Source organism: Collimonas sp. (genome assembly GCF_035566375.1).
Taxonomy (GTDB): domain Bacteria; phylum Pseudomonadota; class Gammaproteobacteria; order Burkholderiales; family Burkholderiaceae_D; genus Collimonas.
On the sequence record NZ_DATMRK010000084.1, the window covers coordinates 92,280 to 111,435 of the forward strand.

The 19,156-nt window shown below is 58.7% G+C and carries 17 protein-coding genes; 9 read left to right on the forward strand and 8 right to left on the reverse strand.

Going from position 1 to position 19,156, the window contains the following annotated elements:
* Window positions 1-98: 98 nt before the first annotated feature.
* Window positions 99-1,133, reverse strand: a complete 1,035-nt coding sequence (gene mgrA / locus VNZ60_RS24785; protein WP_325664004.1) for an L-glyceraldehyde 3-phosphate reductase — start codon at window positions 1,131-1,133, stop codon at window positions 99-101.
* A 231-nt stretch (window positions 1,134-1,364) separates the two neighbouring features.
* Here mgrA and VNZ60_RS24790 point away from each other — a divergent pair, with 231 nt between their 5' ends.
* The 4 genes from VNZ60_RS24790 (at window position 1,365) to recJ (ending at window position 8,533) form a co-directional block, all read left to right on the forward strand.
* Window positions 1,365-3,518 (forward strand): TonB-dependent siderophore receptor, encoded by a 2,154-nt coding sequence (locus VNZ60_RS24790; protein WP_325664006.1) that lies wholly within the window; start codon window positions 1,365-1,367, stop codon window positions 3,516-3,518.
* Between the two features lie 11 nt (window positions 3,519-3,529).
* Window positions 3,530-5,464 (forward strand): PstS family phosphate ABC transporter substrate-binding protein, encoded by a 1,935-nt coding sequence (locus VNZ60_RS24795; protein ID WP_325664008.1) that lies wholly within the window; start codon window positions 3,530-3,532, stop codon window positions 5,462-5,464.
* Between the two features lie 325 nt (window positions 5,465-5,789).
* Window positions 5,790-6,842 (forward strand): hypothetical protein, encoded by a 1,053-nt coding sequence (locus VNZ60_RS24800; RefSeq protein WP_325664010.1) that lies wholly within the window; start codon window positions 5,790-5,792, stop codon window positions 6,840-6,842.
* Complete coding sequence (gene recJ, locus VNZ60_RS24805; protein ID WP_325664012.1) at window positions 6,839-8,533, forward strand: single-stranded-DNA-specific exonuclease RecJ; 1,695 nt, start codon at window positions 6,839-6,841, stop codon at window positions 8,531-8,533. Before VNZ60_RS24800 ends, recJ begins: the two co-directional genes overlap by 4 nt.
* Before the next feature lie 12 nt (window positions 8,534-8,545).
* Here recJ and VNZ60_RS24810 read toward each other — a convergent pair whose 3' ends face one another.
* Window positions 8,546-9,550, reverse strand: a complete 1,005-nt coding sequence (locus tag VNZ60_RS24810; protein ID WP_325664013.1) for a GlxA family transcriptional regulator — start codon at window positions 9,548-9,550, stop codon at window positions 8,546-8,548.
* Complete coding sequence (locus tag VNZ60_RS24815) at window positions 9,538-10,140, reverse strand: DJ-1/PfpI family protein (protein ID WP_325664015.1); 603 nt, start codon at window positions 10,138-10,140, stop codon at window positions 9,538-9,540. Before VNZ60_RS24815 ends, VNZ60_RS24810 begins: the two co-directional genes overlap by 13 nt.
* Window positions 10,141-10,303: 163 nt before the next feature.
* Here VNZ60_RS24815 and VNZ60_RS24820 point away from each other — a divergent pair, with 163 nt between their 5' ends.
* Window positions 10,304-10,681, forward strand: coding sequence for a type II toxin-antitoxin system RelE/ParE family toxin (locus VNZ60_RS24820; RefSeq protein ID WP_325664017.1), 378 nt, complete (start codon window positions 10,304-10,306; stop codon window positions 10,679-10,681).
* Window positions 10,678-10,959, forward strand: coding sequence for a helix-turn-helix domain-containing protein (locus tag VNZ60_RS24825; RefSeq protein WP_325664019.1), 282 nt, complete (start codon window positions 10,678-10,680; stop codon window positions 10,957-10,959). The genes VNZ60_RS24820 and VNZ60_RS24825 overlap by 4 nt, the downstream gene beginning before the upstream one ends.
* 60 nt (window positions 10,960-11,019) lie before the next feature.
* Here VNZ60_RS24825 and VNZ60_RS24830 read toward each other — a convergent pair whose 3' ends face one another.
* Window positions 11,020-11,784, reverse strand: a complete 765-nt coding sequence (locus VNZ60_RS24830; protein WP_414648972.1) for a hypothetical protein — start codon at window positions 11,782-11,784, stop codon at window positions 11,020-11,022.
* A 231-nt stretch (window positions 11,785-12,015) separates the two neighbouring features.
* On the opposite strand from VNZ60_RS24830, the gene prfB reads away from it, so the two are divergent.
* From prfB to VNZ60_RS24845, 3 genes are all read left to right on the forward strand, one after another.
* Window positions 12,016-13,120, forward strand: a protein-coding gene (gene prfB, locus VNZ60_RS24835; RefSeq protein WP_325664021.1) for a peptide chain release factor 2 whose coding sequence is annotated in 2 segments (ribosomal slippage) — window positions 12,016-12,096 and window positions 12,098-13,120 — 1,104 coding nt in all. Because the reading frame shifts where the segments join, the coding sequence is not laid out codon by codon here.
* Window positions 13,121-13,229: 109 nt separating this feature from the next.
* On the forward strand, window positions 13,230-14,756 hold the full coding sequence (gene lysS / locus VNZ60_RS24840) for a lysine--tRNA ligase (protein WP_325664023.1): 1,527 nt from the start codon (window positions 13,230-13,232) through the stop codon (window positions 14,754-14,756).
* Window positions 14,757-15,238: 482 nt separating this feature from the next.
* The gene (locus VNZ60_RS24845) at window positions 15,239-15,937 is read left to right on the forward strand and encodes an outer membrane lipoprotein (protein ID WP_325664025.1); all 699 of its coding nucleotides are present in this window, start codon (window positions 15,239-15,241) and stop codon (window positions 15,935-15,937) included.
* Between the two features lie 72 nt (window positions 15,938-16,009).
* Here the strand turns inward: VNZ60_RS24845 and iscX are convergent, their stop codons facing one another.
* Genes iscX through VNZ60_RS24865 form a run of 4 tightly spaced genes read right to left on the reverse strand, consistent with a single transcriptional unit; the run spans window position 16,010 to window position 19,140 of the window.
* Complete coding sequence (gene iscX / locus VNZ60_RS24850; protein WP_325664028.1) at window positions 16,010-16,204, reverse strand: Fe-S cluster assembly protein IscX; 195 nt, start codon at window positions 16,202-16,204, stop codon at window positions 16,010-16,012.
* Window positions 16,205-16,236: 32 nt separating this feature from the next.
* Window positions 16,237-16,575 (reverse strand): ISC system 2Fe-2S type ferredoxin, encoded by a 339-nt coding sequence (gene fdx / locus VNZ60_RS24855; protein ID WP_325664030.1) that lies wholly within the window; start codon window positions 16,573-16,575, stop codon window positions 16,237-16,239.
* 58 nt (window positions 16,576-16,633) lie between these two features.
* Window positions 16,634-18,499, reverse strand: a complete 1,866-nt coding sequence (hscA, locus tag VNZ60_RS24860; protein WP_325664032.1) for a Fe-S protein assembly chaperone HscA — start codon at window positions 18,497-18,499, stop codon at window positions 16,634-16,636.
* A 26-nt stretch (window positions 18,500-18,525) separates the two neighbouring features.
* Window positions 18,526-19,140, reverse strand: a complete 615-nt coding sequence (locus VNZ60_RS24865; protein ID WP_325664033.1) for a LysE family translocator — start codon at window positions 19,138-19,140, stop codon at window positions 18,526-18,528.
* Window positions 19,141-19,156 lie beyond the last annotated feature (16 nt).

Consider the following 19,156-nt stretch of genomic DNA (forward strand, 5'->3'; position numbering starts at 1 on the left):
AGAAGAAAAAACAGAACAAAAAGAAAAAGAAACGGGCGCCGCTGGCGCCCGTTTTTATATCTGCTAACGGCAGTTCTCAAAAGCGCCCGGTAGCCACCTTAGCCGTTTGAAGAACCTTCCCACAGATTGATGCCGCCCTCTTTGGCCTGGACGTCGATGGCGGCCAACTCCTCCGCCGTAAAATCCAGGCGTTGCAAGGCCGCCACGTTTTCCCGGATCTGGGCCGGGCTGCTGGCGCCGATCAAGGTCGTGGTCACGCGCGGATCACGCAATACCCAGGCCAGCGCCATCTGCGCCAGGCTCTGGCCGCGGGTCTTGGCGATCTCGTTGAGGGCACGCACCCGCACCAGGTTTTCCGGGCTCAGATGCGCCTGTTGCAAGGAACCGCCGCCCTCGCGATTAATCCGCGAATCCTGCGGCACGCCGTCCAGGTATTTATCGCTCAGCAGCCCCTGCGCCAGGGCGGTAAAAGTAATGCAACCCATGCCTTCCTGTTCCAAGGTATCCAGCAAACCTTGTTCGATCCAGCGATTGAACATGTTGTAGGACGGCTGATGAATCAGGCATGGCACTTTCCACTCGCGCAACAGCTTGGCGGCTTCGGCAGTCTTGGCCGGTGAGTAAGACGAGACGCCGACATACAAGGCCTTGCCTTGTTGCACCGCTGTCGCCAGCGCGCTCATGGTTTCTTCCAGCGGCGTTTCCGGATCGAAGCGATGCGAATAAAAGATATCGACATAGTCCAGGCCCAGCCGCTGCAGGCTCTGGTCAAGGCTGGCCAGCACGTATTTGCGCGAACCGCCGCCCTGTCCATACGGCCCCGGCCACATGTCCCAGCCGGCCTTGGACGAAATGATCAGCTCGTCCCGATAAGGCCGCAGGTCTTCTTTCAGGATGCGGCCGAAATTGGTTTCAGCGCTGCCGTACGGCGGCCCGTAATTATTTGCCAGGTCGAAGTGGGTAATGCCCAGATCGAAAGCGGTATGCACCATTTCCCGTTGCCGCGCCAGCGAGGTGGTATCGCCGAAGTTATGCCAGAGCCCCATCGACAACAAGGGCAGCTTGAGGCCGCTGCGGCCACAGAATCGGTATTGCATGTTGTCGTAACGCTTGCTTGATGCGTGATAACTCATGACTGATTGTTCCCTTAAACGATGTCTCTTCGAAAATCCGGGTTGCCGGCTGAACTTGCATTCGTCGATTCTACAGAGCTATGTTGCGGGCTGCTGAGAGCGGCCCGGCTCAGTTCACGGCCATATTTCCCAACTCCTTTTATTGCGAATGATTATCATTTGTATATAATGACGCCCATTATTAAAAACAAACTATCAATAAATAAGCAATCATCGGGTGAGGATCAAGTTTTGAAAAAGCAACTAGTGGGAATCTGTTCAGCCATGTTGACGCATGGCGCAATCGCCGCCGACGTACAAACACAAACAACCGCCGCAGCCAGCGAAAATGTGCTGCCTACGGTTTCCGTCAAGGCTGACCGGAATAACTCCGCCCAGGCGGAAAACGGCTATCAGGCAAAGCGCGCTTCAATCGCCAGCCGCAGCGACGCCGCCCTGATCGACGTGCCGCAAGCGGTCAGCGTCGTGACTTCGCAGTTCCTGCAAGACCGCCAGCCGGGCAGCCTGGCCGAATCGCTGGACACCGTATCCGGCGTGCGCATGGGCAATACGCTAGGCGGCACCCTGGATGCGATCATCAAACGCGGCTTCGGCGATAACCGCGACAATTCCATGCTGCGCGACGGCATGCTGTCGGTGCAGCCGCGCAATTTCACCCCGACCACGGAGCGCATCGAAGTGTTGAAAGGGCCGTCGTCCATGCTGTATGGCAGCATGGATCCGGGCGGCGTGATCAACGTCATCAGCAAGAAACCGCTGCTGGAAAGCCAGCGTTCGATAACGCTTGGCGGCTCCAGCTACGGTGGCGTCAGCGAACAGATCGACCTGACCGGGCCGCTCGGCGATTCCGGGCTGGCGTACCGCTTGATCGCCGATCACCAGCGCAACAACTACTGGCGCGACTTCGGCGAAACCACACAATCCGTGGTGGCGCCATCGCTGGCCTGGTACGGCCGCGACACCACACTATCGTTCACCTACGAGCACATGAACTATTCGGTGCCGATAGACCGCGGCACCGTCATCGATCCGCGCAGTGGTAATCCGGTGGCGGTACCCAAGGAACGCCGCTTCGACGAAGCCTACAACGTCTCGGCCGGCCGTTCCGACGCCGTCAACCTGCGTTTCGACCACAAGCTCAACGCCGACTGGACGCTGCACGGCGGCTACGGCTTCAGCCGCAGTTACTACAACGACTGGCAGGCGCGCGTGCTGTCGGTCAACTACGCCAGCGGCGTCGCCACCCGGCGCGTTGATGCAACCCAGAACGGTGTGCAATCAGCGCATACGCTGACCTTGAATCTGGAAGGTAAATTGCGCTGGGGCGAGATCCGGCACGATATCGTCGGCGGCGTCGACTATATGCGCAACTACCGGGTGCTGGCCGATCTTTACCGCGGCCCCAGCAACAGCCAGTTCAATATCTACAATCCGGTCTACGGCCGGTTGACACAGGCCGGCAGTAAGATCAGCGCGGCCGACAGCGATCAGACCGACAAGCTGATTTCGCGCGGCGTGTTTGTCCAGGACTCTATGCATCTTGATGAGCGCTGGATCTTGCTGGCCGGAGCGCGCTATGAATATTTCAATGAATTGACCGGCAAAGGCCGTCCTTTCATTGTCGGCAGCAAGGTCACCGCAGGACGCACCACACCGCGCGCCGGCCTGGTCTACAAACTGGCGCCCGACTGGTCGATGTATGCCAGCTACAGCGAATCGTTCAAACCCAATACTTCGATTGCCACGCCCATCGGCACATTGCCGCCGGAGCTGGCCAAGGGTTATGAAATCGGCTCGAAACTGGAGACCGAAAACCTGACCGCGACACTGGCCTTATTCGACATCCAAAAGCGCAACATCCAGACCACCGAAACCATAGGCGGGATCAACTACACCCGCAATGCCGGCAAGGCCCGCTCGCGCGGCATCGAGCTGGACGCCAACGGCCGCCTCAGCCAGAATCTGAGCCTGGTCGGCAGCTACGCCTACACCGAGGCGCGCTACGCCGACGATCCCAAGCTGGCCGGAAATCCCTTGCCCAACACGCCGAAGCATGCGGCGTCGCTATATCTGACGCGTGATTTCGGCATGGCGCGCCTCGGCCCGGTCGAAGGCCGCGTCAGAGCCGGCGCCGGCGCCCGCGTGTTCAGCAGCTTGCCGGTGGGCGACGGCAGCGGCAAGGTCTACCACTTGCCCTATGGCCGTGTGATGGATGCCTTCGTCTCCTGGAACACGCTGATCGGCGGTCAATCGGTAGACTGGCAATTCAATATCAAGAATATTTTCGATTCGACTTACTACACCGCCAGCTGCTGCAGCGGCACGCCGTTCGTCAACATCGGCGCCGGCCGCGAGTTGACGCTCAACGCCAAGCTGAATTTCTGAGGATGGATGGCATGCGTCTATCTTCAACTGCAGCGCTGGGCTGCGCCTTATTCTTCCTGGCCACCACAGCATTTGCTGCGCTGGCGCAGGATGAGGCCTTGCCCGAGTATCAAGCACACAGCGTGGACTTGCCGGCCCAGGCCAGCTATCTCGATGAGCACGGCGCGATCCGCATCGGCGGCGCAGAACATGCGCAATTCATCATCGATCGTTTCAACGCCCTGTTCACCAGCAGCCACCCAGGTATGCGCTTTGCCGATCACGCCAAAGGCACCACCGCCACCATGCCGCTGCTGAGCTATGGCCGCATGCTGTTCGGCCCGATGGGCCGCACGGCCAATGCGGCCGAGTTGCAAGCCTATGAAAAAGAAGTCGGTGCCGCGCCGCTGGAAATTCGCGTCGCCCGCACCTCCGACGATGCCCGACAAGAGATGTCGTATTCGATCGGCATCTACGTCAATCGCGCCAATCCGATCGAGCGCCTGAGCGCAAGCCAGGTGGCGCGCATATTCAGCAACGGCAATCCGCAAGGCGATCTTTCGCATTGGGGCCAGCTGGGCGCTGGCGGCGTCTGGAAGGAGCGGGCGATTCATCCTTTCGGCACGCCTGAATATACCGGCATGGGCACGTATATGCAGTCCGAGCAGTTGCAGGGACGCGCCTTTACGCCGGCGTACGAACAATGGGGCAGCACCGAAGCCATCCTGAAACGGCTGGAACAGGATCCGGCCGGGATTGCCTTTGCCGCCATCGGTCATGAAAACGCTGCGCTCAGGCAGCTTGCCATCGTCGCCGCGGATGGCCGCAGCGAGACACGCGGCAGCCGCCAGGATGTGGCATCCGGCGTCTACCCTTACGGCCGCTATGTATATTTCTATTTGCGCCGTGATCCAGGGCAAGCGCTGGATCCGGTCGCCAGGGAATACCTGCGCTTGGTGTTGTCGCGCCAGGGCCAGGAAATCATCGCCAGCCAGGCCGGCGGCTATATTCCCTTATCGGCGGCGGAAGTCCGCGCTGAATTGCGCAAGCTGGACGGCTTCGCTGCAGGCACCGGCGCTGGCGCGCAGCGCCGCAGCGCATCCGCTGTAACCGTGGCCGGCGCCGATGGCATGACTGATCTGCTCAAGCAGTTCAACGCCATGTTTTCCCAAACGCATCCGGCAACGCCTGTCGACCTGACGCTCAAGGGTTCGTCGACCGGCCTGCCTGCGTTAACCGCCGGCGCTGCCTCCGTGGCAGTAGTCACACATGAGGCAAGCTCTGCCGAAATCGCCGCATTCCGCCAGGTCTGGGGCTATCCGCCATTCCTGATCCGCATCGGCTACGCCGGTTTTGGGCAACGAGCGCCCGCCGTCTACGTCAACCAGCGTAATCCCTTGCCCCATCTGAACATGCAGCAGCTGGCCCAGGTATTTACTGCCGGCGCAGCGGCCGGCAACATCAATTTCTGGTCGCAACTAGGACTTAAAGATGGCTGGCAACAACGACGCATTCATTTGTACGGTTTGCGCGACGATGGCGGCAGCGCCACGGTATTGCGTACCGGACACCTGGGCAAACATCCCTTTGCTGCGCACTACGAAGCGCTCGACAACCCGCAGGCAGTACTAGCGGCGGTCGCCGATGATCCTTACGGGATTGCTTTGCTGGGTCCGACCGACACTGTTCCGATGTCGGCAGCGCTACGCATCTTGCCGTTAGCGCCAGCCGAAGGCGCCGCTGCCGTCACGCCGACAAGTGAAAATGTCGCCGCAGGCAGTTATCCGCTGTCGGTGTATCTGCAGTTGTATATCAACCGGGCACCCGGCCAGGCGCTGGATGAGGCGCTCAAAAATTACCTGAAGACGGCATTATCCCCCGCTGGACAAAAAGCCATCGCGGCGGATCGTCGCCATCTGCCATTGTCAGCCAATGACCTGGCAGCGGAGCTGAAAAAGCTGGACTAATGAGAGTTTCATCATTCATGACATCGCCACGGCAAGAGTCATCTGGGGTCAGAGTCAACTTTCGCAGAGCTTCATCGCGAAACTTGACTCTGCCCCCCACATGACGGATTCGGAGAGAGACAAAGCGCGCCATGCGGTTTTGTTCTTTCTATCGATGAGGTAGCTACTCCGTGGCCCGCTAAGTGGGGTCAGAGTGAAGTTTCTGCAAAAAGCGCGCAGAAAGTTCACTCTGACCCCAGTTAGCTGCGTTTGTTAAGCGCGCTGAAAGCCGAGCGCCGGCCAGCGCGAATTTCCCCTCCATCCCGGGATGCCCTACAATCGCGCCATGAGTAATTTAACTATCCTATTGCCATTCGGCCTGCCACCGCCGGAACTGGCGCGCGATTTATTGCGTGAATTGAAACTGCCGGCCCTTGCCACGCTGCTGGCGCGCAGCAAAAGCGGCCCTCAGCGCCGCCAGTTTGACGATTTTGCCAGGGCCCTGCCGCACGAAATGTGGCTGGCTTCCCAATTTCCCCTGCCGCCATTCGGCCAGGACGCCCAGAACAGCCCTGCCCTCGCCTGCGCCGCCATGCGCGCATTGGGCTTGCGTGTTGACGAAGGCGTCTGGTTTATATTGCATCCGGCCCACATCCACATCGCCCGCGACCATCTGGTGCTAACCGACATCCGCCAGATCGGCTTGAGCGAAACCGACTCGCGCGAATTGTTCGAGGCCGCGCTGCCGCTGTGCGCCGAGGCCGGCCGCATGCTGGTCTACGGCAACGCCAACACCTGGTTCCTGCGCGCCGACGACTGGCAAGGGCTGCTGACCTCCACCCCGGACGCCACCTGCGGTCACAACATCGATATCTGGATGCCGCATGGCGACGGCGCCCCAGCCTGGCGCAAATTGCAAAATGAAGTGCAGATGCTGTGGTTTTCCCATCCGCTGAACCAACGCCGCGAAATGCAGGGACGGCAAAGCGTCAACTCCCTCTGGCTATGGGGCGGCGCCAGCGCCCAGCCGTCAACCCAAGGCCAACGCCAGGTATTCAATTTGCCGGACGGCTTCGCCGGCCTCGGCCAATACGCCAGGACTGCACGCGCCGATGCCGCCATCGCCGAAGTGATCGACGCCAAACCTGAGCATGGCCTGCTGGTACTGGACCAGTTGATCCAGCCTGCCCTCACCGGCGAATGGTCGAGCTGGCTGCAGCAGTTGCAAACCCTGGAAAGCGCATATTTCGCGCCATTGCTGCAAGCCATGCAACAGCGTCAGCTGGACAGTCTGTCCCTGATCGTTAGCGACAACACACACACGCTCGAATTAACCACCAGCCGGCTCTCGCTCAAGAAATTCTGGTTGAAGCCGGCCCTCACCAGCCTATTGCCATGACCCGCATCACTACCCGCCCCTATTCCTTCCGCGACTCTGAACGGCTGCGCCAAAGCGGCATTCATCCGGTCCTGGCGCGCGTGTATACGGCGCGCGGCCTGCTCGATGCCAAGGAGCTGGAAAGCGAACTGAACGCCCTGATTCCACCATCCGGCCTGCTGCACATCGACGCCGCTGCCAGCTTCCTGGCCGACGCCATCGCCGCCAGGAAAAAAATGGTGATCGTTGCCGACTACGATTGCGACGGCGCCACCGCCTGCGCCGTCGGCCTGCGCGGCCTGCGCCTGCTGGGTGCGGACATCGATTTCATCGTACCGAACCGGTTTGAATACGGCTACGGCCTGACGCCGGAAATCGTCGAGCTGACCGCGCGCGAAAAATCGCCCGACATCATCGTCACCGTCGATAACGGCATCGCCAGCATCGACGGCGTTGCCGAGGCTAACCGGCGCGGCATCGAAGTGGTCGTCACCGACCACCACTTACCCGCAGATACGCTGCCGGCAGCAAGAGTCATCGTCAATCCAAACCAACCCGAATGCGGCTTCCCCAGCAAAAACCTGGCCGGTGTCGGCGTCATGTTTTATGTCTTGCTGGCGCTGCGTGCAGAGCTGCGCCGGCGCGGCGTGTTCGACGCCCAGAGCCAGCCCAAACTAGACGTACTGCTGGATCTGGTAGCGCTCGGCACCGTCGCCGACGTCGTCAAGCTGGACGCCAACAACCGCATCCTGGTAGCGCAAGGCCTGAAGCGCATGCGCGCCGGCCGCATGCATGCCGGTATCGCCGCGTTATTCCGCGCCGCCGGCCGCGAAGCCCGCCGCGCCACGCCGTTCGACCTCGGTTTTGCGCTCGGCCCGCGGCTGAACGCCGCCGGCCGCCTGGCCGACATGGCGCTCGGCATCGAATGCCTGACCACCGACGATGAAGGCCGCGCCTGGGCCATCGCCCAACAGCTCGACACCATCAACCGCGAACGGCGTGATATCGAAGCCGATATGCAAGACACCGCGCTGGCCCTGCTGGACGATTTCAAACCGCAGGACAGCACCACCATCAGCGTCTTCGACGCCTCATGGCATCAGGGCGTAATCGGCATCGTCGCCTCGCGCCTGAAGGATAAATTTTATCGGCCGACCATCACGTTCGCGCCCGGCAGCGAAGGCCTGATCAAAGGTTCCGGCCGCTCGATCCCAGGTTTCCATTTACGCGACGCGCTGGACCTAGTCTCCAAACACGCACCCAGCCTGATCCAGAAATTCGGCGGCCACGCAATGGCCGCCGGCCTCACCATCCGCGCCGACGCCTTCGACGCCTTCGCCGCTGCCTTCGAAAAAGTCGGCCGCGACTGGCTCGGACAAAGCCAGCTGGAGCGCGTGATCGAAACCGACGGCCCGCTGGAAGACGCCTACTACACCACCAGCTTCATCGAATTGATGGACGCCCAGGTCTGGGGCCAGGGCTTCGCCGCCCCGGTTTTCTGCGACGAATTCAGAGTCGTCAGCCAACGCATCCTGAAAGAAAAACATTTGAAGCTGTCGCTGGAAAGAAACGGCACGCGTTACGACGCTATCTGGTTCGGTCATACCGATGAATTGGGCGCCAAGGCCAGGGTCGCCTTCCGGCTGGACGCCAACGAATATAACGGCGTCACCAAGGTGCAGTTGATGGTGGAGCATGCGGAGGCGATGTAAACACCCGAAGACTCACCCCGCCAACCGCTGCCGGCTAGGCGGCAAGGTCTCAAACTTGCTCCACACCCGCCGCAACTGGCGGGTCGAATTAAATCCCGCCTGTTGCGCCACATGCTCCATATCCAGCTTCGATTGCGTCAGCAACTCGCGCGCCAGTGCAACCCGGATCCGCTGGATATAGTCGACCAGGCTGCTGCCGGTATGCTCGCGAAACAGGCGCGTCAGATGCCGCTCGCTGGTGCAGGCAATATCGGCCAGCTGCTGCAGATTCCAGTCGTTGGCGGGATTGCCGATGATCGCGTCCTGCACCCGATGCACCGCGGGGTGCAAATGATTGCGGCAAGCCAGCCACGGCGACAGTTGCGGATCGCTGCCGGCGCGCCGCATGTACACCACCAGCGAACGGGCAATCGATGCGCTGCGGGCGTGACCGGTAATTTGCGCCACCACATGCAGGGCCAGATCGATGCCGGTGGTGACGCCGGCGCTGGTGTAGACATTGCGGTCTTCGACAAAAATCCGGTTTTCCAATACATGCGCACGCGGTGCAATGCGTCGCAGATCGTCGCAGTGGCTGTGATGGGTGGTGCATTGGCGGCCGTCGAGCAAGCCGGCGTAACCGGCCAGCAAGGCGCCGGTGCAAATGCACAATAATCGATGCGAATCGTTCCAGTGGGTGCGCAACCAGCGCACTGCGGTTTGGTCGGCGGCGCTGCTGAAATCGTCGTCGCTGCCGGTGCAACCGTTGAGCACCAGGATGGCGTTGGCCGGTAAGCTGTGTGGCAATCCATCAAAACCGGTCAAGCCGAGCCCGATGGAAGTACTGATGCTGCTGGCGGCGCTGATATAGCGCACATCGAAAAAATTCGCCCGGCCCTCGCGTTCGGCAATCCGGTTGGCGTAGCGCAGCACCTCCGCCGGACCGATCAGGTCAAGCGCCATGGTGGCGTCACGCAGCAGGAAATAGACCGGGATGGTGATTTCCTCGACACCTGTGTGGTCGGCTATTGCAGCCATCGATACTCCATCTGTTTAGCAGTGGCGGCGGCCAATGCGGCTCCGGCCAGCCGCTCGACCAGATGCAGGCTCATGTCGACGCCTGCCGAAATGCCGCCGGAAGTCACCACTTTACCGCAATCGATCCAAGCCACATCGCGCTTCACTGTCAGCGCCGGGAAGCTGCTCTGCAAATCGTCCTGATCCTCCCAATGCGTGGTGACATCCAGGCCATCCAGCAAACCCGCCTTAGCCAGCAGGAAGGCGCCGGTACAGACCGAAGCGGTGATCACCGCAGCCAGCGATTGCGCAGCAATCCAGGCGATCACCGCGTCGTCATTGAGGATGGCAGTAACATCGCCGCCCGGCACCAGCAGCACGTCAAGCTCGGAGGATGGCAACAGCACGCAATCCGGCAGCACTTTCATGCCGCCTCGGGCGCGCACCGGGCGCATGCTCGGCGCCACCAGGAAACACTGGAACAGATTTGCCGCCGCGTGGTTGCCATTGCTGCGGCCATGCACCCGGGCGGCGGTAGAAAACACTTCATAGGGACCGGAAAAATCCAGAATTTCAACATCGTCGAAAACCAATATTCCCACGCTCAACATGCTTAAACCTCATTCCATCCACGAGCAGTCCGGAACCGGATTGCCATCGTTAAATTCATGTTAAGCCGATAGCCAATATCGCGAAATGCTTCCGGTAGACATAATGCGGACAAAACAGGACATCCTGGCCTGCTATCTGCTAGCACCTTTAGTCAAATATTCCATGTCTATCCACACCAATTGCAATTTATATCCGAACCAGTATAATCAGACCATGAAGCCGGTGCGCTTCCTTGGCGACTCGCTGAAATGCCTACGTGAATTTCCCGAGGATGCAAAACAAGATGCCGGCTATCAACTTGATAAAGTGCAAAAGGGCAAGCAGCCAGACGACTTCAAGCCAATGTCATCAATCGGCATGGGCGTTGAAGAAATCAGGATAAGGGACGATTCGGGTATTTACAGGGTTATATACACTGTCCGGATTGCCGATGCCGTGTATGTACTCCACGCCTTCCAGAAGAAGACGCAAGCCACCGCCAGGCGCGACATTGAGATTGCTAAGGAACGCCTTGCGCAATTGATGAGAGGTAGAAAATGAGCAAGATCGAAAGCTACGCCAGCGTATGGGATGCGCTTGCCAACACACAGGAACAAGCCGCGAATCTACGCGCCAGGGCTGAACTGATGCAACAGATCGCCGACATCGTCAAACAAAGCGCATGGACGCAAACTGAGGCCGCCAGCCACTGCGGCGTAACCCAGCCGCGCGTCAACGATCTTTTGCGAGGCCGGGTATCGCGCTTTTCCCTGGATGCTTTGGTGAACATTGCGGCAGCACTTGGGCGTCGTGTGCATGTCGAACTCGAAGTCGCCTGATAGCGAAACTTCCCCTATCAACGTAAGCGATCTGCCGCAGCAACGCAGCAACGCAGCGACTTAGCGTACCGGCAAAAACTGCAGGAACGTACCGCCCACCAGATTCTGCAGATAGCTGATACCCGCACGTTTATATTTCTCGGTCGTCATCTCGGCCAGTAAATCGATACGGCCGATGATCTTGCCGAATTCTCTTTCAAAACTGATGTTGCGCTCGCTGTCGCTGATGTCATTGGAAAGCAGCAAGGGCTGGCCTGCAGGATTTTTCCGGCTGTTGAGTATCCATGACGCGATCTCCATATTGCGGGCGGCGTTGTACAGATATTGGGCGTCGAAGCCGTCGATCAGGTAGAACCTGGTTTTACCGCCATGGGCGACGATGATCATGTCGGCGGCGGCGTAAATGAAAGCCGCTGCACGGTCGCCGCTGAAATCCGCAGCCAGTGCCAGCGACAACGCTTGTATGTCATGTTTGCCTTGCAGCTCCGGCCACGGCTGGCGCGCTTCGATGGCGTCGCGCACGCGCTTGATCGCCAGTTCCCGGCTGCTGGCGGTCTTTTTCCATTCGGCTGGATTGCGTCGATACAGTTTGTCCAGCAAGCGGTACAGGCTATCCAGATTGTCGCGCATGGCAAGGGTGGCAAAGCGATTGACGTCGGACTGCGCCAGCTCGGCGCCGTTGGTGGAGGCGCCCTGCACCTCGCCATGCGGCGCCGGCGTCGGCGCCAGCATGCCGCAAGCGCCAAGCGCCATACACAGTGGGACCATCAACAAAAACGATGGCAAACCGGCATCGCGGCAATAGATTTTTGCCTTAATCGGCATGAACATAATCAACATATACGGCAAGGCCCGGCAGGTAAATCGGCAGGTAAGTTATCAAACGCGCAATCCATTGTAGAGAGTTGCGGGTTCGATGTGCGCTTTGTTGCAATGGTTCACATTTGTCTATATTTATTGCAAAAAACTCGCCAAAGAAGGGCAAAACACAAACGCCAGCGCCATCTGTCATGGCGCTGGCGTATAATTTAGGGTTTGATTGCAAAAGAGCCGAAAATGGAAGCCGAACGCTTAAATTCCCTACAAAACCTGCTTGCGGACCTGACCAGCCGCGAAGCCGAACTACGGAGGTATCTTTGACTTCGATACGAAGTTAGAGAAACTCGACCAGGTCAACGGCGAACTGGAAGACCCGGACGTCTGGAATGACCAGAAGCGCGCCCAGGACCTGGGCAAGGAAAAGAAATCGCTGGAAGCCATCGTGCTGACGCTGACCAAGATCGAAGCCGATCTGCGCGACACCAGCGACCTGTTCCAGATGGCGCGCGAAGAGCAGGACGAAGACACCATTGAGGCGATCGAAGCCGATACCGAGGGCCTGCGCAAGCTGGTCGAGGGTATGGAATTCCGCCGCATGTTCAGCAATCCAATGGATCCCAACAACTGCTTTATCGATATCCAGGCCGGCGCCGGCGGTACCGAAGCGCAGGACTGGGCCTCGATGCTGCTGCGTCAGTATTTGCGCTATTGCGAGCGCAAGGGTTTCAAGGTCGACATCCTGGAACAATCCGACGGTGAAGTGGCCGGCATCAAGACCGCCACGCTCAAGGTCGAGGGCGAATACGCCTACGGTTTCCTGCGCACCGAAACCGGTGTCCATCGTTTGGTGCGGAAATCGCCTTTCGATTCCGCCAACGGCCGCCACACCTCGTTCTCCAGCTTGTTCGTCTATCCGGAAGTGGATGACTCGATCGATATCGAGGTCAACCCGGCCGATGTCCGCGTCGATACTTACCGCGCATCCGGCGCCGGCGGTCAGCACATCAACAAGACCGACTCCGCAGTGCGTCTGACGCATATGCCGTCCGGCATCGTGGTCCAATGCCAGAACGACCGCAGCCAGCACCGCAACCGCGCCGAAGCGTGGGACATGCTGAAAGCCAAGCTGTATGAACTGGAATTGCGCAAGCGCATGAGCGAGCAGCAGAAACTGGAAGACTCCAAGACCGATGTCGGCTGGGGCCACCAGATTCGTTCTTATGTGCTGGATCAATCGCGCATCAAGGATTTGCGCACCAACTTCGAGAGCGGCAATACCAAGGCCATCCTCGACGGTGATCTTGACGATTTCATCGCAGCCTCGCTCAAACAAGGCGTGTAAGTTACAAACCAGGTTGCAAACCATGCCACGGGCGATGTCCGTGGCAATGCCCTCCAGCTTCTCAGCTGCACCACAGACGTTTCATCGCATCATTTAAAAAGACACTGACATGACGACAGACAATCAGCAACAACCTGTCCCGCAAGACGAAAATAAAATCATCGCGGAACGCCGCATCAAGCTCGGCGCCTTGCGCGCCCAAGGCGTGGCCTTCCCTAACGATTTCCGGCCGACGCATAAAGCTGCCAGCATCCAGGCTGAATATGCCGCGCAGGAAAACGAGACGCTGGACGCCGCTGCGGTCAAAGTCGTGGTCGCCGGCCGCATGATGCTGAAACGGGTGATGGGCAAGGCTTCCTTCGCGACTTTGCAGGATGCTTCGGGCAGCAAGGCCGACGGCCGCATCCAGCTGTTCATCACCAAGGAAAACATCGGCGAAGCCGATTACGACCACTTCAAGCATTACGATCTGGGCGACATTATCGGCGCCGAAGGCACGCTGTTCAAGACCAAGACCGGCGAACTGTCGATCAAAGTCACCACCTTGCGTCTGCTGACCAAATCGCTGCGTCCGCTGCCGGATAAATTCCACGGCCTGGCCGATCAGGAAACAAAATACCGTCAGCGCTACGTCGACCTGATCATCAACGAAGACACGCGCCGCACTTTCAAAGTGCGCACCGCTGCCATGTCGTCGATCCGCCGCTTCATGGAAAAAAACGATTTCATGGAAGTCGAAACACCGATGTTGCACGCCATCCCCGGCGGCGCTGCGGCCAAGCCCTTCATCACCCACCACAACGCGCTGGATATGCAGATGTTCTTGCGCATCGCGCCTGAGCTGTATCTGAAACGCCTGGTGGTTGGCGGTTTTGAACGCGTGTTTGAAGTCAATCGCAATTTCCGTAACGAAGGCGTTTCGCCACGCCACAATCCGGAATTTACGATGATGGAATTCTATGCGGCTTACGTCGATTACCAATGGCTGATGAACTTCACCGAACAGGTAATCCGCCAGGCTGCGATCGATGCCCACGGCACTGCCACTTTGACTTATCAAGGGCGTGAACTGGATCTGAGCAAACCGTTCCAACGCTTGACGATTGTCGGCGCCATCAACAAATATGCGCCGCAGTACCAGGACGCACAGCTGCAGGATGCCGAGTTCATCAAGGCTGAATTGAAAAAATTCGGCGTCAAGCCGCACGCTCACGCCGGCCTCGGTGCTTTGCAACTGGCTCTGTTTGAAGAGACCGCTGAAGCGCAATTGTGGGATCCGACCTATATCGTCGACTATCCGGTTGAAGTATCGCCGCTGGCGCGCGCCTCCGATACCGTACCCGGCATCACCGAACGTTTCGAACTGTTCGTCACCGGCCGCGAAATCGCCAACGGCTTCTCCGAGTTGAACGATTCGGAAGACCAGGCCGCCCGCTTCCAGGCCCAGGTTGCCGCCAAGGACGCCGGCGACGAAGAAGCCATGTTTTTCGACGCCGACTACATCCGCGCGCTGGAATACGGCATGCCGCCAACCGGCGGTTGCGGCATCGGCATCGATCGCTTGATGATGCTGATTACCGACTCGCCAAACATCCGCGACGTGCTCCTGTTCCCGCACCTGCGCCGCGAAGACTGATAAACCGAAGTCATGCGCAGTTAAATGGGGTCAGAGTTTTTTTACGACAGCTTCATCGTCGTAAATTACTCTGACCCCATTTGACGGACCACGGAGTACAAACCCCAGCAATCACCAAAAACAATTTGACTCTGACCCCAATTGTTTTCTTGGTTACAGCCACCCGCTGTCCAAGCGCACTGCCTTGTATGCCGATCTGTATCGTGAAAAAACCACGCTCAATACCACCGGGTATGCGGTGGGCATGAGCCATACTGTCTAAACGTTTGTTGAAAAACTGGCGTGCCGCTGATCGACGCGTCAGTTTTCAGACACATTCAATTATTGCAAGATAATTTTTACTTGCCCCTGGAAATATTTACTCTGTGCCTGAACTCGTTACATTAAGATACAGCTGACACATTATCGGCATGGTTTTGCGCGGTTTAAGCTTCGATAATGGTATCAGTGCAATAAACAATATTTTTCCGGAGGTAATAATAATGGACAACCCAAAACCGAATAATCGCATCCATCCACTGGTCGCCGGTGCGGCCGTGGCAGTGACACTGGCCAGCCTGGTAGCGGTAGCCGCCATGACCGGTTTGTTTCCTAGCTCGAATTCGACACCGGCGCCGGCGCCAGTTGCCGCCATGTCGACGGCGCCTGGGGACTATAACAATCAGCAAGCTGGAGCCTTGCCACAGGCAGGCACTGCGCCAACCGGCCAGAATGGCTACTACGGACAGCAGCAGCCGGCCCAGGCTCAGCAGCCACAGTCCGCTCCGCGCCCAGAATATGCGCAAGCGCCACGCCAAGAATATGCACAAGCGCCACGCCAGCCGGCGCCAGCGCCGCAACCTGCCGTCTGCCACAGCTGCGGCCGGGTTGAATCGATACAGGCAATCCAGCACGCCGTCCCGCCTAGCGGCTTAGGGATTGCGGCAGGTGCGGTCTTGGGCGGTGTCCTGGGCCATCAGGTCGGCCATGGCAACGGCAATACCCTGGCGACTGTCGCTGGCGCCGTTGGCGGCGGCTTTGCCGGTAACGAAGTTGAAAAACGCACTCGTACCAATACCACCTATCAAGTCATGGTGCGGATGGATGACGGTAAAGTGCGCAGCTTCCCGCAATCAAGCGAAGGATGGCGTGTCGGCGATCCGGTCCGTGTAGTCAACGGTCACCTGGAAGGCCGCGGCTAAAACAGCTTCCGCAAATAAAAACCGCTGTCGCTACGATCGTAGTGACAGCGGTTTTTTATTGTATCGACGCTTTTATCTGGCTTCTTCTATCCAGGCCGCTTGTATCGCTTCCAGGATCTTTTCGCCGGAGCGATTAGGCTCATCCTCAAAGCCATCCAGTTCAAGCACCCATTTGTGCAGATCGGTAAAGCGGATCTTTTCCGGATCGATCTCCGGGAATTTGTCATACAAGGCTTCTGCAACGCGCAATGTATCGGTCCATTTCATGGGGGCCTATCCTTTTATCTGATGGGGTTCGCTTAGTGATTTTCGCTGGCGTGGTTGATCGTGTATTTCGGAATCTCGACCACCAGGTCTTCCTCGCCGAGGATAGCCTGGCACGACAGGCGCGAGGTCGCTTCCAGACCCCAGGCCATATCCAGCAGATCTTCTTCTTTATCGTCCAGTTCGTTGAGGGATGCATAACCTTCACGCACCACCACGTGGCAAGTGGTGCAGGCGCAGGATTTTTCGCAAGCGTGTTCGATTTCGATATCGTGCGTGAGCAAGGCATCGCAAACGGATTGGCCGCTCGGGGCATCGATCACGACGCCTTCCGGGCAGAAAGTGGGATGGGGCAGTACGACGATTTGGGGCACTTGGTTTACCTCGGGAATAGGTTGAGTCTTTATGAAGCTCTATGCGTAAAATTTTTTCTTATGACACCTGGTCCAGCGTCTTGCCGGTCAGGGCATCATGCACGCTGCGATCCATGCGACGGGCGGCGAACTCTTCGGTGCCGTGCGCCAGCGCATCGACCGCGGCCTTGATGGCCAGATGATCCGTGCCCTGCGCCTGTACGCGGACAGCGTCGATCAAGCCGGCTATATCCATCCGCTCCTGCTCGGACAACAAGGCAGCGTCGGCTTGCAAGGCCGATTCGGTGGCCAGCACGATACGCTCGGCTTCCACCTGCTCCTCTTTCAAGGCACGTACCTGCATGTCGACATCGGCCGAGGCAAACGATTCCTGCAGCATCCTGGCAATGTCGTCATCCGCCAGGCCGTATGACGGCTTGACGCTGATCGACGCTTCCACGCCGGAACGCAACTCGCGCGCCGAGACTGACAGCAAACCGTCGGCGTCGACCTGATAGGTGACGCGGATTCTTGCAGCGCCGGCCGCCATCGGCGGAATCCCGCGCAGTTCAAACTTCGCCAGTGAACGGCAATCGCTGACCAGTTCGCGCTCGCCCTGCAAAACCTGGATCGCCATCGCAGTCTGGCCATCCTTGAAGGTGGTGAACTCTTGCGCGCGCGCGCAGGGAATGGTGGAATTGCGCGGAATTACCTTCTCCACCAAGCCGCCCATGGTTTCTATGCCTAGCGACAAGGGAATCACATCCAGCAGCAGCCAGTCGTCGCCAGGAGCGCGGTTACCGGCCAGCAGATTGGCCTGGATCGCGGCGCCCAGCGCCACCACTTTGTCTGGATCGATATTCGCCAGCGGCGTGGTTTGAAAATAAGCGCCCACCGCCTTGCGAATACTAGGCATGCGGGTAGCGCCGCCAACCAGCACCACGCCATCCACATCATCGACACTCAATTCAGCATCGCGCAAAGCCTTGCGGGTTGGCGTCAAGGTCTTGGCTACCAGATGGTGGGTAATCTCGTCAAAAATCTCTGCGGTCAACAGCAGATGCACTTGTTCACCGGAACCCAAAGCGGCGTCGATGGTGACTTCGGTTTTGCTGGAAAGCAGTTCCTTGGCTTCGCGTGCCTTGACCATCAGTACCCGCGCATCTTCATCGGACAACGGCGCCAGACCTGCTTCCTGGCTGATCCAGCAAATTACCCTGTGATCGAAATCGTCGCCACCCAGTGCCGAATCGCCGCCGGTTGCCAACACTTCGAACACGCCCTTGGTCAGTTTCAAGATCGAAATATCGAAGGTGCCGCCGCCCAGGTCATAGACCACGTACACACCTTCCGAGGCATTATCCAAACCGTAGGCAATCGCCGCCGCGGTCGGTTCGTTGAGCAAACGCAGCACATTGATGCCGGCCAGTTTGGCGGCGTCCTTGGTGGCCTGGCGTTGCGCATCGTCGAAATAAGCCGGCACCGTAATCACCGCGCCGACCAGATCGTCGCCCAGCGCATCTTCCGCCTGCTGGCGCAGGGTCGCCAGGATTTCGGCCGAGATTTCGACCGGGCTCTTGACCCCGGCCACCGTTTTCAATTGCACCATGCCCGGCACATCGAGGAAATCGTAAGGCAGATTTTCTGCGTAGGCGATGTCCTTCAGGCCGCGGCCCATGAAACGCTTGACCGAGAGGATGGTGTTCTTCGGATCTGTGGTCTGCGCAGCCTGCGCCTTGTAACCGATGTGGGCATTGCCGTTCGGCAGATAACGCACGATGGAGGGCAGCAACGGCCGCCCTGCTTCATCGTTGAGCACCTCGGGGATGCTGTTGCGCACCGTGGCAACCAGGGAGTTGGTAGTGCCCAGATCGATACCCACCGCCAGCCGATGCTGATGCGGCGCGGTGGACATGCCTGGTTCTGAGATTTGTAAAAGTGCCATAGGGTGACTTGCTTTTCGTTTATTGCTTATTGCGGCAGAGCGATGCGAATACCGAGTCCGATAAATGCACAGCCCGCCAAGCGGTTCATGGTAGTGGCGGCCGATTTCTTGCGTTGAAAGAACGCGCCGACCAGGCCGGAAAAAAGGGCGACCACGCTGAAAATTGCCAGCGCCTGCGCGATGAATACTGCTGCCAGCAGCAACATCTGCGCCGGGATATGGCCAGCGCTTGCATTCACGAACTGCGGCAGGAATGCGATAAAGAACAAGGTCACTTTCGGATTCAGCATGTTGGCGATCACGCTCTGCCAATAGATGCGCGACAGCTTCATGTGCTGGGCATTGCCTTGCAAAGGGATCGCTGAGTGCGAACGCAAAGTACGCACGCCGATGTAGATCAGATAAGCGGCGCCGGCGTAGCGCAACAAGGAATACGCCAGCGGCGAAGCCTTGATCAGCGCAGCAAAACCCAGCACCGCCAGCATGGTATGGAAAATCAAGCCGGAACTGAAACCCAGCGCCGCGACCAGGCCGGCTTTGCGGCCCTGCGTTATGCCGCGCGTCAGCACATAGATATTGTCCGGCCCTGGCGCCAGGGTCAGCGTCATTGCGGCAATCAGGAATAACCAGACTTCAGGCATGCTCGTACTCGGTTAA